General features: G+C 71.2%; 15 protein-coding genes. 8 read left to right on the top strand and 7 right to left on the bottom strand.

Translation table 11 applies throughout. The annotated features are described in order from the left end of the window. Positions 1–18: 18 nt before the first annotated feature. A complete protein-coding gene (locus AB0I67_RS13590; protein WP_357922563.1) occupies positions 19–408 on the top strand; it encodes a VOC family protein in 390 nt (129 codons plus the stop codon). 45 nt (positions 409–453) lie between these two features. Further along, a complete protein-coding gene (locus AB0I67_RS13585) occupies positions 454–1,236 on the top strand; it encodes a class I SAM-dependent methyltransferase (protein WP_357922559.1) in 783 nt (260 codons plus the stop codon). Between the two features lie 30 nt (positions 1,237–1,266). Here the strand turns inward: AB0I67_RS13585 and AB0I67_RS13580 are convergent, their stop codons facing one another. Continuing rightward, positions 1,267–2,361, bottom strand: a complete 1,095-nt coding sequence (locus tag AB0I67_RS13580) for an FAD-dependent oxidoreductase (RefSeq protein WP_357922557.1) — start codon at positions 2,359–2,361, stop codon at positions 1,267–1,269. Positions 2,362–2,466: 105 nt separating this feature from the next. Between AB0I67_RS13580 and AB0I67_RS13575 the strand changes: the two genes are divergently transcribed. The 4 genes from AB0I67_RS13575 (at position 2,467) to AB0I67_RS13560 (ending at position 5,198) form a co-directional block, all read left to right on the top strand. Continuing rightward, positions 2,467–2,889 carry an HIT family protein gene (locus tag AB0I67_RS13575; RefSeq protein ID WP_357922554.1) on the top strand — a complete coding sequence of 141 codons (423 nt, stop codon included), beginning with the start codon at positions 2,467–2,469 and terminating at the stop codon, positions 2,887–2,889. A gap of 189 nt (positions 2,890–3,078) precedes the next feature. After that, positions 3,079–4,404 carry an MFS transporter gene (locus AB0I67_RS13570; RefSeq protein WP_357922551.1) on the top strand — a complete coding sequence of 442 codons (1,326 nt, stop codon included), beginning with the start codon at positions 3,079–3,081 and terminating at the stop codon, positions 4,402–4,404. A 96-nt stretch (positions 4,405–4,500) separates the two neighbouring features. Further along, entirely contained in the window at positions 4,501–4,785 is a 285-nt protein-coding gene (locus AB0I67_RS13565) for a hypothetical protein (RefSeq protein WP_357922548.1), read from the top strand. Next, complete coding sequence (locus AB0I67_RS13560) at positions 4,782–5,198, top strand: hypothetical protein (protein ID WP_357922545.1); 417 nt, start codon at positions 4,782–4,784, stop codon at positions 5,196–5,198. The genes AB0I67_RS13565 and AB0I67_RS13560 overlap by 4 nt, the downstream gene beginning before the upstream one ends. 145 nt (positions 5,199–5,343) lie before the next feature. On the opposite strand, the gene AB0I67_RS13555 is transcribed toward AB0I67_RS13560, so the two are convergent. The 5 genes from AB0I67_RS13555 to AB0I67_RS13535 form a co-directional block, all read right to left on the bottom strand. Then, positions 5,344–5,709: a hypothetical protein gene (locus AB0I67_RS13555; RefSeq protein WP_357922542.1), complete on the bottom strand. Its 366-nt coding sequence runs from the start codon at positions 5,707–5,709 to the stop codon at positions 5,344–5,346. A 107-nt stretch (positions 5,710–5,816) separates the two neighbouring features. Continuing rightward, the gene (locus AB0I67_RS13550) at positions 5,817–6,611 is read right to left on the bottom strand and encodes a hypothetical protein (RefSeq protein WP_357922540.1); all 795 of its coding nucleotides are present in this window, start codon (positions 6,609–6,611) and stop codon (positions 5,817–5,819) included. Positions 6,612–6,925: 314 nt separating this feature from the next. After that, positions 6,926–8,041 carry a sensor histidine kinase gene (locus tag AB0I67_RS13545; protein WP_357922537.1) on the bottom strand — a complete coding sequence of 372 codons (1,116 nt, stop codon included), beginning with the start codon at positions 8,039–8,041 and terminating at the stop codon, positions 6,926–6,928. A gap of 113 nt (positions 8,042–8,154) precedes the next feature. Further along, positions 8,155–9,816 carry an alpha-amylase family protein gene (locus tag AB0I67_RS13540; RefSeq protein WP_357922534.1) on the bottom strand — a complete coding sequence of 554 codons (1,662 nt, stop codon included), beginning with the start codon at positions 9,814–9,816 and terminating at the stop codon, positions 8,155–8,157. Next, positions 9,813–10,745 carry a TIGR03885 family FMN-dependent LLM class oxidoreductase gene (locus AB0I67_RS13535; protein ID WP_357922532.1) on the bottom strand — a complete coding sequence of 311 codons (933 nt, stop codon included), beginning with the start codon at positions 10,743–10,745 and terminating at the stop codon, positions 9,813–9,815. Before AB0I67_RS13535 ends, AB0I67_RS13540 begins: the two co-directional genes overlap by 4 nt. Positions 10,746–10,783: 38 nt before the next feature. Between AB0I67_RS13535 and AB0I67_RS13530 the strand changes: the two genes are divergently transcribed. Both AB0I67_RS13530 and secD read left to right on the top strand, forming a co-directional pair. Next, positions 10,784–11,110, top strand: coding sequence for a hypothetical protein (locus AB0I67_RS13530; RefSeq protein ID WP_357922530.1), 327 nt, complete (start codon positions 10,784–10,786; stop codon positions 11,108–11,110). A gap of 41 nt (positions 11,111–11,151) precedes the next feature. After that, positions 11,152–13,308, top strand: coding sequence for a protein translocase subunit SecD (secD, locus tag AB0I67_RS13525; protein WP_357922527.1), 2,157 nt, complete (start codon positions 11,152–11,154; stop codon positions 13,306–13,308). Here secD and AB0I67_RS13520 read toward each other — a convergent pair. After that, positions 13,305–14,051, bottom strand: coding sequence for a tyrosine-protein phosphatase (locus AB0I67_RS13520; protein ID WP_357922524.1), 747 nt, complete (start codon positions 14,049–14,051; stop codon positions 13,305–13,307). The two genes, secD and AB0I67_RS13520, sit on opposite strands and share 4 nt — an antisense overlap. Positions 14,052–14,090: the final 39 nt, after the last annotated feature.

The raw sequence follows: 14,090 nt of genomic DNA, 5'->3' as shown, positions 1-14,090 counted from the left end.
CCCGGCTTGTCGCTGTTCATGAGCGTGAAAGAACTCCGCCTGGTCGTGACGGCCGAGGACTACGAGACCGCCCTGCACTTCTACCGCGACGTCCTCGGACTGCCGGAACGAGCCGCCTACTCCTCCCCCGACGGGCGGGTCACCATCCTGGAGGCCGGCCGCGCCACCCTGGAGATCACCGACCCCGGGCACGCCGAGTTCATCGACGAGGTCGAGGTCGGACGCCGCGTGGCGGGGCACATCCGGGTGGCCTTCGAGGTGTCCGACTCCCGCGAGGCCACCGTACGGCTGGCGCAGGCCGGGGCCGAGGTCGTCGCCGAGCCGGTCCGCACCCCCTGGAACTCGCTCAACTCCCGGCTGGAAGGACCGGCCGGGCTGCAGCTCACCCTGTTCGAGGAGCTCGGATAACGCGTTGCCCGGCGCCCGCGCGCCGGGTCATGATCGAGCATGACGGTGACTCGCGAAACCTTGCTCGCCTACTACGCCCAGGACCGTGAGCACACCCGGCTGCGCGAGGGCCACGGCCGGTTGGAGTTCTGGCGCACGCAGGACGTGTTGCGCCGGGTGCTGCCGCCCGCGCCGGCCCGGGTGCTCGACGTCGGCGGCGGCACCGGCGTGCACGCCGAATGGCTGGCCGCCGACGGGTACGAGGTGGAGCTGCTCGACCCGGTGCCCCTGCACGTGGAGCGGGCCGCCGAGCTGCCCGGCGTGACCGCGCGGCTGGGTGACGCGCGAGACCTGCCCGTGCCCGACGGCAGCGTCGACGCGGCCCTGCTCCTGGGGCCGCTGTACCACCTCGCCGACCGTGCCGACCGGGTGCGGGCGCTGGCCGAGGCCCATCGGGTGGTACGGCCGGGCGGGGTGGTCGCGGCGGCGACGATCAACCGGTTCGCCGGGGTGCACGACACGCTCCGGACCGGCTCCTACTTCACCGAGGTCGAACGGGTGGCCGCTCGCTCGGCCGCGGACACCGGGGCCATGCGCTCGCCCGGCGGGTTCGTGGCGTACTTCCACTCGCCGGAGGAGGTGCCTGTGGAGTTCGCCGAGGCGGGGCTGGGCGGGGTCACGCAGTACGGGCTGGAGGGGACGCTCTGGCTGTACACGCCGGTCAACGAGTGGCTCGACGATCCGGAGCGGCGGGCTCAGGCCCTCGACGCGCAGCGGGCTATGGAGTCGGTGCCGTCCCTGCTGGGAGTGAGCGGGCACTTGCTCACCGCGGGGTTGCGCCAGCCGTAGGGCTCGTTTTCGGGGCACTCCTCGGGCGGGTCAGGCGGCTCCGCCGTACTCCTGGGTGAAGCGGCCGGTGAACAGGTCGGCGCCCTTGTAGGCGGAGACCGTCTCGGCCGGGACCACGGAAGGCCCGTCCGGGCCGGGCAACTGGCCGACCCCGCCGCGCGGCCCCAGCGGGAGCAGGATCATCGGGTACGGCAGCGGCCGATAGGTCGCCGCCGGGCGCTCGCCGCGGAGCTGGGCCAGGATGTTCGCGGCCACCACCTCGGCGTGCTGCATCGCGTACCCGGCCATCTTGGCCTCCGGGACATCGGTCAGGTCGCCGACCGCGTAGACGTGGTCGTGGCCGGCGACGTTGAGCGTCTCGGTCACCGGCACCTGCCCCAGCGGCGTGCGCGTGGTCAGCCTGCCGTCGGCGAGGTAGTCGCTGTTGGTCCGCACGCCGTACGCCTGGAACCAGATGTCCGCCGCGATCTCCTCCCCCGCGGTGGTCGTGACCGTGAACCCGCCCGCCCGACCGGCCGGGATCGGCGGCGGCGTCGCCAGGCCGTGGCCCAGCCGCAGCTCGATCCCCTGTTCGTCGAGCTGGCGGCGTAGGTCCTGGCGCATCTCCTCCGGGAAGGCGGCCAGCAGGCTGGGCGCCGGGTCCACGAGCGTCACGTGCTTGTGCGGCCAGACCTCCTTGATCTCGCCGGCCAGCTCGATGCCGACCGGCCCCGCGCCCAGGATCAGCACCCGCTCCGCCCCGGCCAGTTCCTTGTGCGTCTCGCGCAGGTCCTCCAGGGCCGCTTCGGTGGAGTCGGAGGCGGGCTTGGCCGGGTAGCTGTAGCTGGAACCGGTGGCCAGGACCAGGTAGTCGGCCTCGACCCGCTGCCCGGACGCCAGCGTGACCCCCTCGGGGTCCGCCGCGACCACCCGGTCCCGTACCACCGTGCCGCGCTTCAGCCACTGGTCGTAGGGGAAGAACATCGCACCCGCCCAGTCCGGCTGGGCGAGGGCGCGCAGCGAACCGGCCGAGTTGACGAAGGCGTCCCTGGGGTCGATCAGGACCACCTCGGCCTCCGCATCCAGCGCCTTGGCCACCGCGGCCCCACCGTACCCGCCACCCACGACGACAACTTTGCGACTCATGATCACTTCTCCATTTGTGCGTAAGTTCGCCTCACGAACCAATTTGTTCGCGTTACGAACCATATTGGTTCGTGTCACGAACTTCAAGTCTGGGATCGTTGATTCATGACCTGCGTCTTCTGCGACCTGCTCCACCGCGACACCGCCCGCTGGGTCGCCCGCACCCCCGAGGCCTGCGCGTTCGCCCCCCTGGACTCCATCGCGCCGGGGCACACCCTCGTCATCCCGGTCGCCCACCACGCCGACCTCTTCGACATCCCCGCGCCCGCGCTGGCCGCCACCATGGCCCTCACCCAGCAGGTCGCCCACGCCATGCGCACCCGCCTGGGCGCCAGCGGCGTCAACCTCCTCCACGCCAGCGGCCCAGGCTCGGAGCAGTCGGTCTTCCACCTGCACTTCCACGTGATCCCGCGCTGGCCCGACGACGGCTTCTCCACCTGGCCCACCGCCCGATCGGGACACGACCTCCCCGCCGACCCGATCCCCCTCCTCGCCAGCGCCTTCGAGACCTCCTCCGGGCCCTCATGAGCTCTCGCGCCCGAAAACCCCGATGAAGGCGGCTCCCGAGAGCTGCTACCGTGTCCGCGTGCCGAAAACGGACAAGGTGCGCCGTCGCTGAGAGCGGCGGCGCGAAAACCAGACACTCGCCGTCGCTCCTGACCTCTGGCCAGGAGCGCCCCCGTGGCGCTCGGAACTCCTCTTTCCGGAGCGCACTCCGTGTTCACCTTGTCCCGACGTCACCGTCGGCGTGTCCTGTGGGCCGCCCTCGTCTCTGACGCCGTCTTCCCGCTGGCCATCACCGGCGCCACCGCCGTCGTCCCCGACGTCACCCGCCACCTGCCCGGTCCAACCGCCCTGGGGCCGTGGATCGTGCTCGCCTACAACGGCATCTTCGCCGCAGCCCTGCTCCTCGCCGGCACCATGGCCGACCGCACCGCCCGCACCCGCTTCTTCGCCCTGGGCAACCTCGTGGTCGCAGCCACCGGCGCGGCCTCCGCCTTCGCCCCCGACCTGCTCTCCCTGGTGGCCCTCCGTACGGTCGCCGGCTTCGGAGCGGCGATGTGCGCCGCAGGCGCCTCGTCGATGGTCCTGGCCGTCTACCCGCCCGAGGACCGCCGCCGCGTCTACGGCTACATCGGCGCGGTCATGGGCGGCGGCCTGGCCATGGGCCCCCTCGTCGCCCAAGGCCTGATGGCCCTGGGCGGCTGGCCCCTCGTCTTCGTCGTCCCCGGCGCAGTCGCCGCCTTGGCCGCCCTGACCACCCTCGGCCTCCCCGGCCTCCGGACCCCCCGTGCTCGTGGCGATTACGACCTGGCCGGCGCAGTGCTCTTCGGTGTCACCATCTCGGCCGTCGTCACCGCCCTCGGCCTGGGCCTGGGCTCCGGAATCCCCTGGTGGGTGCCGGGCCTCCTTCTACTCCTCGCCTTCATCACCGCACTGCTCCTCGTCCGCGTCGAGCGCCGAGCCGAACACCCGGCCATCCCGCTCGACCTCCTCCGCATCCCGGCCTACCGGGCCTACGCGGTGGCCACCGGCGCCTTCATGGGCCTCCTCGTAGTCGGCCTGGCCGTACTCCCCCAACTGGGCGCCGCCGAGCGGGTGGGTCCAGGCGAGGCCGCCCTCATCCTCAGCCTGCTCACGGTGCCGTCCACCCTGCTGCCGCTCATCGCCTCCCGCCTGGCCCGGCGCTGGGCCCGTCAGCTGGTCACCGGCGCCCTCCTCGCCGGCGCAGCCGCGTCCGCCCTGCTCCTGTTCACCACCCACCTCGCCGCCCTCCTGATCGCCGCCGCAGTCGCCGGTGCCGTCCTCGGCCTCACCGAAGGCGTGCCAGACGGCCAGGCCCTCAAGCACGTCCCCTCCGACCGAGGCGGAGCCGGCGCGGCACTGTTCAACACCGCCCGGATCAGCCTGGAAACCCTCACCCTGGCAGCAGCCACCGGCGTCATGGCCGCCACCGGCCCTTCGGCCGGCATGGCGGTCGCGGGGGTGGTGTGCCTGACCGCAGCAGCGATCGTGCTGCGCCTGGTGCCACGCACGCGCTAGACGGCGGCTCCCGCCACTTCCGGGCAGGCACCTCGCGCCTGCCCGGAACTTCAAGCTGATCCGCATACTTCAGCTCTACCACGGTAGAATTCTGGTATGCCTGAGCCGATGACGAGCATCAAGGTCCCCGAGCGCGTCCGCGACCAGCTCAACCAGGTCGTCGCCGATCTCACCCGCGAGCGCGGACGCACCGTCACCGCCGCCGAAGCGCTCGAGTTCCTCTACGACGCTCACCAGGCCACCGTCCACCGGCGACGCGAAGCCGCCGAACGCCGCCTGGCCGAGGCGGCGGGCAACCCCGAGGCGGTGGCCCGGGCCAAGCGCATCTTCGACAGCCTGAGCCTGCTCCGGCAGAACCGCCTCGACGAGGACGGCACGTGAGCGGTTACGTCCTGGACGACCTGTTCCTGCGTGAGCTGGCGCGCGGGGACGACATGACGGCCAACCTGGTCGCCGCCTTGGACTTCGCCGCCGAACGCATGAGCGTCCCCGCCGTCACGCTCGCGCACGCCCAGGCCGGCCTCAGCCCCCGCCAGCAGGACACGCTCAACGGCTTGGTGGAGAACCTGCCCAACGTCCTGCTGGACGTGGTGGCCAACCTGGACCACACCCTCCGCATCGCCGCCATCGCCGAGCACTTGGGCGACGCCCCTGACCTGTCCGCGTCCCACGTCGTCGCGGTGAGCCGCTACCTGGACTTCCCCATCCTCACGCTGGACCGCGAGCGGTGGGCTCCCGTGCTCGACGTGTTGCCCTGGCAGGTCACCGTCGTCGAAGCGTCCGACCCCGTGTAGACCTGGCCACGAGGGCAGGACCCGCTCGGTGACGGCGTCAATCCTCGTCCGTTCACTCTCTCGCACCTGCCGCTGGTTCGTTCGACCATCCGCTCTCAGGCGAGGCCAGTCGCGCGCGGTACGTTCGCCCGCACCGGTGGGAGCACTAGTTCCAGTGGATGGGGCCGCTTCCACTCCCGTACTGGTAGCCATAGCGCGCGACCTTGGACCCGGTGGGGCAGTTCGTGGCGCTGAACTCTCCCGCGTTGCGCTTCCAGGGGCCGTAGTACTTCTGCGGGATGCTCACGTGGATGCACATCATGACGGCCCGGATGGCGTGCTTGGGCTTACAGCCGTTGAGGTTGATGTAGGCCACGGCGACGCGGTCCTGCCGGGTGACCGACACCGAGTAGCAGCCACCCGATCCCAGCGTCGTGGGGTCGTCCGGGTTGACGGCGGCGCTCGCCGCACCGGGCGTCAGGAGCGCCGCCGCCAAGGCCAGGGCGGATACGCCGATGAACGGAACTCGCATGGATGAAGCACTCCTCAGGTAGGAACGTCCGGGACGCGAGCACCGTAGGATGCCGCCCTTTTGATGCGCTATCGGTGTGCCCAGACACCGATGGCGCGGTGCGGCAGCTAGCGGTATGCCGCCTCCGCCTTGGTGTAAGCCTCCTGGGCGATGTGCGGCAGGAGCACGGCGGGATCGACACGCGGGCTCGGTTGCTGGTTCGGGATCCGGATCTCCAGCACGTAGCGGGAGGTTTGGATCACCGCCACCCAGTGCCAGATCGGGACCTCCCCGCTGCCGGTGACCCGATAGGCCCAGGAGCGCTCGCCCAGGGGTGGAACGGCCAGCGGCTGGATGCTCCCCGTTCCGACCGCGGCGTCGGACAGGTGGCGACATGCCGCAGGCAGGGTCGGATCGCCGAGACGGTCCAACATGGCGCGGGGACCGGTGATGATCGCCTCACTGAAGACTGCCGCCTCGGGCCTTTCTTGCAGCCCTGCCACGGAGTCGCGTTCGCTGAGGGTCGTGACGGCCATCTGCACGCCGGGGGTGTTGTACCGCTGCAGGACCTCGAACCACAGCCCGATGGTCCATTTGTGGCACTCCTCCCGTTCCAAGAAGGCGGTGCTGTGCTGGCGCAACGGTATGAAGAGCGACTCCAGGTCGGTCACCGGCAGCGCAACGACGGCTCCCGGCAGGCCCGGGCGCTCCTGCGCATCCTGGAAGCGAGCGAGCAGGGCCTTCGCCAGCCGGGGGTCACCCGGGCCCGATCCGGGGTTGGGGGTGTCGTCCTTCTCCTCCCGTCGCGTGATCTCCAGTTCCAGTGAGCGCGACGAGGACGCTTCCGGTGTGGCGGACTTAGGTGCCGTGGTACGGGCTGGTGTTCCACATCCAGAGGCGGCCAGTGCTGCGACGGCCGCCATGACGGCCGCTGCACACCTCGACAACCGGTGACCCGCCACCTGCCACCTCCCGACGGCTATCGCAGGGTGAATCTCACTTCGGCCAAACCCTCCCACAGCCCAACAGCCCTCGTCTCGACCATCCAGTCCGGCCACTCCAACGCCCCCCATCCAGAGACCGCCCAAGACACGGGGGTCCGGGGGCCGGGAGGCCCCCGGCTAGGGGGTCTGGGGGAGCTCGGCTCCCCCATGAGAGGAGCCCAAGCCGAAACGCGCGAAGCGCGCCCAGAGCGAAGGTCCGAGTAGTTGCGCGCTCAAAACGAAGGACCCTGTAGTCAGAGGGGCAAGTCCACCCGGACGCTGTACCCACCCTGGGGAGCGGGGCCGGCGGTGAGGCGGCCGTGGAAGAGGGCGACACGTTCCCGCATGCCGATAAGGCCGTGCCCCGGCGGGCCGGGCTTGCCGGTGAGGCCTTCGTCCTCGATGTCCACCCGGAGTTCGCGCGGCCGGTAGGAGAGGGTGACGGTGGCCTTGGTGGGGCCGGCGTGTTTGAGGGTGTTGGTCAACGACTCCTGGACGATGCGGTAGACCGACAGCCCCAGTCCCGGGGAGAGGGGCACGGGGTGGCCGTGGACGATGAGGTGGACGTCGAGGCCGGCGATGCACATCTGCTCGACGAGTTCCTCCAGGCGTTCGAGGCCGGGCTGCGGGGTGCGCTCGTCGTCGCCGGGGGTGCGGAGCAGGCCGAGCATACGGCGGAGCTCTTCGACCGCCTCCCGGCCGGCGCCCTCGACGAGGGTGAGGGTTTCCCGCTCGGTGGACTGCTCCTTCTTGAGCATGAGCCGGACCGCCCCCGCCTGCATGGTCATGACGCTGACGCTGTGCGCGACGATGTCGTGGAGTTCGCGGGCGATGCGGTTGCGTTCCTCGACGACGGCCTGGCGGGCGAGGAGTTCGCCTCGTTCGTGGGCGGCGAGCGCGGTCTCCTGGTGGCGGCGTACGGCGACGCCCGCCCCGCAGGCGATGGCGGCCATGAAGAAGGCGATGGTGACGTCGCCCACCGCGATGGGTGTGGGGCTGAAGACGAACAGGCTGACCATGGCGAAGGCCCCGCAGCCCAGGCCGAGCAGGAGCCGCCTGCTGGGGAAGGCGGCCTCCGCCATGAGGGTGAACAGCAGGAGCAGCTCGACGTACCAGCCCCAGGCCGCCGGCACGCCGTTCCCGAAGTAGAGCGTGACGGGGAACTGGGCGCTGTAGACCGCGAGCACGGTGGCGGGCAGGCGCCGCCGTACCAGCACGAGGACACCGGCGGTCACCGCGGCGGCCAGCCATAACGGGCGGCCTCCGCCGTCGCCGAGTTCTTCGGCCAGGGCGAAGACCAGGACGGCCACGGCGATCGTCCAGTCGAGCGGCGTGGGGGGTACGCGGTGTCTCAGGACGGGGTGAGTCAAGACGCGGTGTCTCAGCACCCGTTGTCTCAACACGCGGGTCTCGCGGGGGTCATGCCGTGAGGTTAAAGCAGCTCTCGCGCCGTGAAATCACCCGGAATGTGGATTCGATGTGATCACTGAGATTTCACCGAAGCATCCTCTGGGGGGACGTCAGGGGCGGATGCTCTCAGCCATCGGGAGCCGTGCGGGTCGAGCGGAAGCTCCACCCGCTCGTCCTCGCCGACGTCGAAGACGGCGTCGGTCAGCAGGTCGGTGAGCCGGCAGTGGGCCAGCCCTTCGAGGGTGAGCTCGATGTCGGCGGCGGTGTCGGACAGGTTGTGGACGACCAGGACGGTGGCGCCGTCGGCGTCGCAGCGGTGGGCGAGCACGGCGGGGTGGTCGCAGTCGAGGACGCGTTTCTCGCCCCAGGCGAGTTCGGGGCATTCGCGGTAGCGCTCGATGAGGAGCTGGAACCAGCGCAGCAGGGAGTCGCCGTCGCGTTTCTGGGCGGCGACGTTGATGCGTTCGGGGGCGTAGGCGCCGCCGGGCATCTCGCGGTCGGGTTCGGCCTTGCTGAAGCCGCCTTCGGGCGCCCACTGCATGGGGATGCGGACGGCCATGCGGCCTTCGGCTTCGAGGTTCTCGCCGAGTCCGATCTCCTCGCCGTAGAAGATGACGGGGGTGCCGGGCAGGGAGAAGAGCAGGCTGTAGGCCATCTTGATGCGCCGCAGGTCGCCGCCGAGCATGGTGGGCAGGCGGCGTCGGAGGCCGCGTCCGTAGATCTGCATGTCGGGCGAGGGTCCGAAGGCGTCGAAGACCTCCTGGCGTTCCTCGTCGGTGAGCTTGTCGAGGGTGAGCTCGTCGTGGTTGCGGAGGAACATCGCCCACTGGCAGTCCTTGGGCGGTTTGGGGCGCTCGCGGAGCGCGCTGGCCAGCGGCTCGGCCTCGGAGCGGGCCAGGGACAGCCAGGCGCGTTGCATGGCGATGAAGTCGAAGCACATGGTCAGTTCGGTGCCGTTGCCGTCGCCGAAGTAGGTCAGGGCCTCGTCGTAGGGGACGTTGACCTCGCCGAGCAGGATGGAGCTGCCTTCGCGGCGGCTCATGAAGGCGCGCAGGTCGGCCAGGAAGTCGTGCGGGTCGGGCAGCTTGGGGCTGACGTTCTGGATGAGGAACGGCACGGCGTCGACCCGGAAGCCGGACAGCCCGAGTTCCATCCAGAAGCCGAGGATGCGGGTGATCTCGTCGCGCACCTGGGGGTTGCCGACGTTCAGGTCGGGCTGGTGCTTGTAGAAGCTGTGCAGGTAGTACTGGCCGCTGTCCTTGTCGAGCTCCCAGAAGGAGTTCTCCTTGTCGGGGAAGACGACCTGCTTCGGGTCGTCCGGCTCGGGGGTGTCGGACCAGACGTACCAGTCGCGGAACGGGTTGTCCTTGGAGGAGCGCGCCTGCTTGAACCAGGGGTGCTGGTCGGAGGTGTGGTTGACCACGAGGTCGGCGATGACGCGCAGGCCGCGGTCCTTGGCGGTGCGCATGAACTCCACGAAGTCGCCGAGCGTGCCCAGGCGGGGGTCGATGGAGTAGAAGTCGGTGATGTCGTAGCCGTCGTCGCGGTTGGGCGTGGGGAAGAACGGCATCAGCCACAGGCAGGTGACGCCTAGTCCGGCGAGGTAGTCGATCTGCTGGGTGAGGCCGCGGAAGTCGCCGATGCCGTCGTCGTTGCCGTCCTTGAAGGTCTCGACGTCGAGGCAGTAGACGACGGCGTTCTTCCACCACAGGTCAGAGGTTTGGGTGAGTCTCATTTGACGATCTCCGCGAAGGCTTCGACGAAGGCAAGCTGTTCCTGCCCGACGTGGTGGAGGAAGATCTCCTCAAAGTCGCGATACTGCTCCAGCATCTCCCGATGGTGTGAAATATCGCTGGAAATCTGGACGACCTCGGCCACCTGGGCCTCGCTCACCCCGGCGGAGACGGCGTCGAACACCTCGACGCTGTCGATGTCCCAGCACGCCGGCGGCGGGAAGACGTTGGACCGCCACTGCTCGTGCGCCAGCCGTACCGCCTCCTCCTGGGTCGGCGCCCAGCTCAGGTGCACCTGCACCCGCGCGGGTCCGCGGCCGCCGGCCTCGCGGTAGGCGCGCAGGACGTCGGCGGCCTTGGGCCCGCCGACGGTGATGAGGCCGTCGGCCCACTGCGCGCACCAGCGCGCGGTCTCCTCGCTGACCGCGGCGCCGACCAGGAGCGGCGGCTCGTCGGGCAGGGTCCAGAGGCGGGCGCGGTCGACGGTGACCAGCCCGTGGTGGGTGACCTCCTCGCCGGCGAGGAGCGCCCGGATGATCTCGACGCACTCCAGCAGCCGGGCGTTGCGTTCGGCCTTCGGCGGCCAGCGGTCGCCGGTGATGTGCTCGTTGGAGGCCTCGCCGCTGCCCAGCGCGGCCCAGAAGCGGCCGGGGAACATGGCGGCCAGCGTGCCGATGGCCTGCGCGGTGATCGCCGGGTGGTAGCGCTGCCCGGGCGCGGTCACCACCCCCGCGGGCAGCGAGGTGCTGGCCAGGGCGGCGCCCAGCCAGGACCAGGCGAAGCCGGACTCCCCCTGCCTGGCGCTCCAGGGAGAGAAGTGGTCGGAGGACATGAAAGCCGAAAAGCCCGCCTGCTCCGCCGCGATCACGGCGTCCAGCAGGTGTTTCGGCTTTACCTGTTCGTGGGAAGCATGAAGCCCGTAGCGCGGCATAGGGCACCCGCTACCCCGAACACGGGTACGGTGAACGCGTGAGGATCAGACTGCCCGCGGCGCTGGTCCTTCTGCTGTCCTCCATCTTCTTCGGCACGGGCGTCCATCCGCCCGCCGCCGCGTTCGCCCCGACGGCCCAGACCGCCGTCCAGGACGGCGCCCAGCACCGCCAGGCGACGCAGGTCCCGATGACCGCGCAGCCGGGGACCAAGGCGGGCCCGCAGGCGGGCTTCGCCGCCGTCCCCGCCGCCGGCCCGCCGTCGCCGGCCCTCCCGGTCTCCACCGGTACGGCGGAGCGACCCGCCACCCCGGTGATGGCCGACCGCCTGGCCAGCCCCGCCCGAGCCCCGCCCGCCTCCGCCTGATCCGGCGTCTTTTCCTTTCCTGATCATGTGGAGGCTTTCGCATGTCTGTTTGGCGTGCGGTGATGGCGCTTGCCGTCACCGCCCTTTCGTTGTTCGTCGCATTCACCATGTCGCCGCGCCTAGGGCTGGACCTGCGCGGCGGCACCCAGATCGTCTTCGAGGCGCAGGACGGCGCCGACGCGGAGGCGGTCGACCGGGCCCGTGACGTGCTGGCCCGGCGGGCCGACGCGCTCGGCGTCGCCGACCCCACGCTCGTGCGGTCCGGCGAGCGGCGCATCATCGTCGAGCTGCCCGGCGTGCTCGACCCGCGCGAGGCGGCCGAGGTCATCGGCAAGACCGCGCAGTTGTCCTTCCACCCGGTGCTCGCCTCCGGCGGGCAGGCGCTGACCGACGAGGACGGCCGGCCGCTGTCGGCCGGTCCGGCGGTGATCTCGGGCGACGGGGTGACCGGGGCCGAGGCTCGCACCGATCCGCAGCGCGGCCCGGGCTGGTTCGTCACGGTCGACTTCCGCGAGCCGGGGCCCTGGCAGCGGCTCACCGGCGAGGCGGCCTGCCAGCCGTACGAGGCGCCGGAGCGCCGGGTGGCGATCGTCCTGGACGGTGAGGTGATCTCCTCGCCGATGGTCGGGACGGACACGCCCTGCCGGGCCGGCCAGGCGGGCGGCGCGACCACGATCACCGGGCAGTTCACCGCGCAGCAGGCCGAGGAGCTGGCCGTCCTGATCAAGGGCGGCGCGCTCCCGGTGCCGCTGGAGATCGTCGAGCAGCGCACGGTCGGCCCGACGCTGGGCGCCGCCGCGATCGAGGCGAGCGCGCAGGCCGGGGTGATCGGCCTGGCGCTCACCGCGTTGTTCATCGTGCTCGTCTACCGGCTGACCGGGTTGCTGGCCGCGATCGCGCTGGGCGTCTACGGGCTGCTCTCCTACGCCGCGCTCGTCGCGCTCGGGGCCACGCTGACCCTGCCGGGTCTGGCCGGGTTCGTGCTGGCGATCGGCATGGCCGTCGACGCCAACGTGCTGGTCTTCGAGCGGGCCAGGGAGGAGTACGGCAAGGCGGGCCTGCGCCGCGCCCTGGACCGCGGTTTCGGCAAGGCGTGGAGCGCCATCGCCGACTCGGGCGTGACCACGCTGCTCTCCGCGGGTCTGCTGTTCTGGCTGGCCTCCGGCCCGGTGAAGGGCTTCGGCGTGACGCTCTCCCTGGGCGTGCTGGCGTCGCTGGTGTCCGCGATGGTGATCACCCGCGTGCTGGCGCAGTGGGCCGCGGGCCGGATGCCGGCGCGCTGGTCGGGCCTCGCCTCGCCCGGCCGGTTGCGGACCTGGCTGGCCGCGCGGAATCCGTTCGTGTTGCGGCGCGGCCGGCTCTGGCTGGGGGTGGCCGGGCTGATGCTGGTGGTCGCCTTCGCCGGGCTCGCGGTGCGCGGGCTCAACTTCGGCGTAGAGTTCACCGGCGGCCGGGTGATGGAGTTCGCGACCGCCCAGAGCGCGGACGCCGCCCGGCAGGCGGTGAGCGACGTGGGCTTCCCGAACGCGGTGGTGCAGGCGGCCGAGGGCCGGATCACCGTACGGACCGGCGAGCTGGGCTCGGACGAGGCGGCCAGGATCGGCGAGGCGCTCGGCCCGAAGGTGCGCGACGAGCTGATCGGCCCGTCCCTGGGCGCCGAACTGCGGCAGGGCGCGCTCATCGCGCTGGGCGTGGCGCTGGCCGCGCAGCTGCTCTACCTGGCGATCCGCTTCCGGTGGACGCTGGCCACGGCGGCGGTGACCGCGTTGTTCGTGGACGCGGCCGTGGTGCTCGGCGCGTTCGCCTGGCTGGGCAAGCCGATCGACGGCGTCTTCCTGGCGGCCATGCTGACCGTGATCGGCTACTCGGTCAACGACAAGGTGGTGGTGTTCGACCGGGTCCGTGAGCTGCGCTCGGGCAAGGAGCCGTTCCGCCGGGTGGTGAACACCGCGATCCTGCAGACCGTGCCGCGCACGGTGAACACCGGCCTGGGCGCGTTGTTCATCCTGGCGGCGCTGGCCGTGCTGGGCGGCGACTCCTTGCGCGACTTCGCCATCGCCCTGCTGATCGGCATCGTGACCGGCACGCTGTCGTCGTGCTTCGTCGCCGGGCCGATGGCGATCGAGCTGGAGGCCAGGGCGAAGGAGCCCGCGCCCGTCCGCCCCCGCGAGAAGGTGCGGCCGGGAGCGGTCGTCTAGTCCAGGTAGAGCTCGCGGAGGGCGGCCAGGTCGGCCTCCGCGAGCCCGAGTGCCTCGCGGGCGTAGCCTTCGACGCCGCCGTAGAACTGGGCGGCGGTGTCGAAGGCCGCGTCGAGGTAGACCTGCCGTACCTCCAGCAGCGGCCGGACCACCTCCGGCTCGGGCACCAGGTCGTAGATCCCGGCGTAGGAGGCGGCCAGGTGCTCGTTGCTGGCCAGGTAGTCGGTCGTGACCGTGGCCCGGTCGACGCCCAGCAGGGTGAGCAGCACCGCCGCGCCCCAGCCCGTGCGGTCCTTGCCCGCGGTGCAGTGCATCAGGGTGCCGGGCTCGCCGAGCGCGCGGAACAGGTCGCGGTAGGCGTCGTGGGCGTCGGTGGTCGTGACGAAGGCCCGGTAGACCTCGGTGAGGAACCGTTCGGCCGATTCGGGCGAGCTGAGCGCCTCCGCCCCCTCCGGCGCGGAGAAGAGCGCGGCGATGTCGGCCCCGTGGCCGCCGGAGCGCTGGACGTCGCAGACGAGGTAGTCGACGCCCTCGGGCAGCAGGTCGGGCCCGTCGGTGCGCTCGGTGGCGGTGCGCAGGTCGCAGACGCGGCGGACCCCGGCTTCGAGCAGTTGCCGCTGGTCGTCGGGGCCCAGCAGGTTGAGCGCCCCCGATCGGTAGGCCAGCCCGGTTCGCACCTTTCCACCATCGGTCGTGCGGTGTCCCCCGATATCGCGCAAATTAGGCGCTGATGCGATGAGCATGTGTCCTATTACACCTGACCGCTTTCGGCACTAGGGTGC

The sequence above is a fragment of the Nonomuraea sp. NPDC050310 genome, from assembly GCF_040655795.1.
GTDB lineage: Bacteria > Actinomycetota > Actinomycetes > Streptosporangiales > Streptosporangiaceae > Nonomuraea.
The sequence above is the reverse complement of the archived record's forward strand: the minus strand, read 5'-3'. Positions and strand labels throughout refer to the sequence as shown.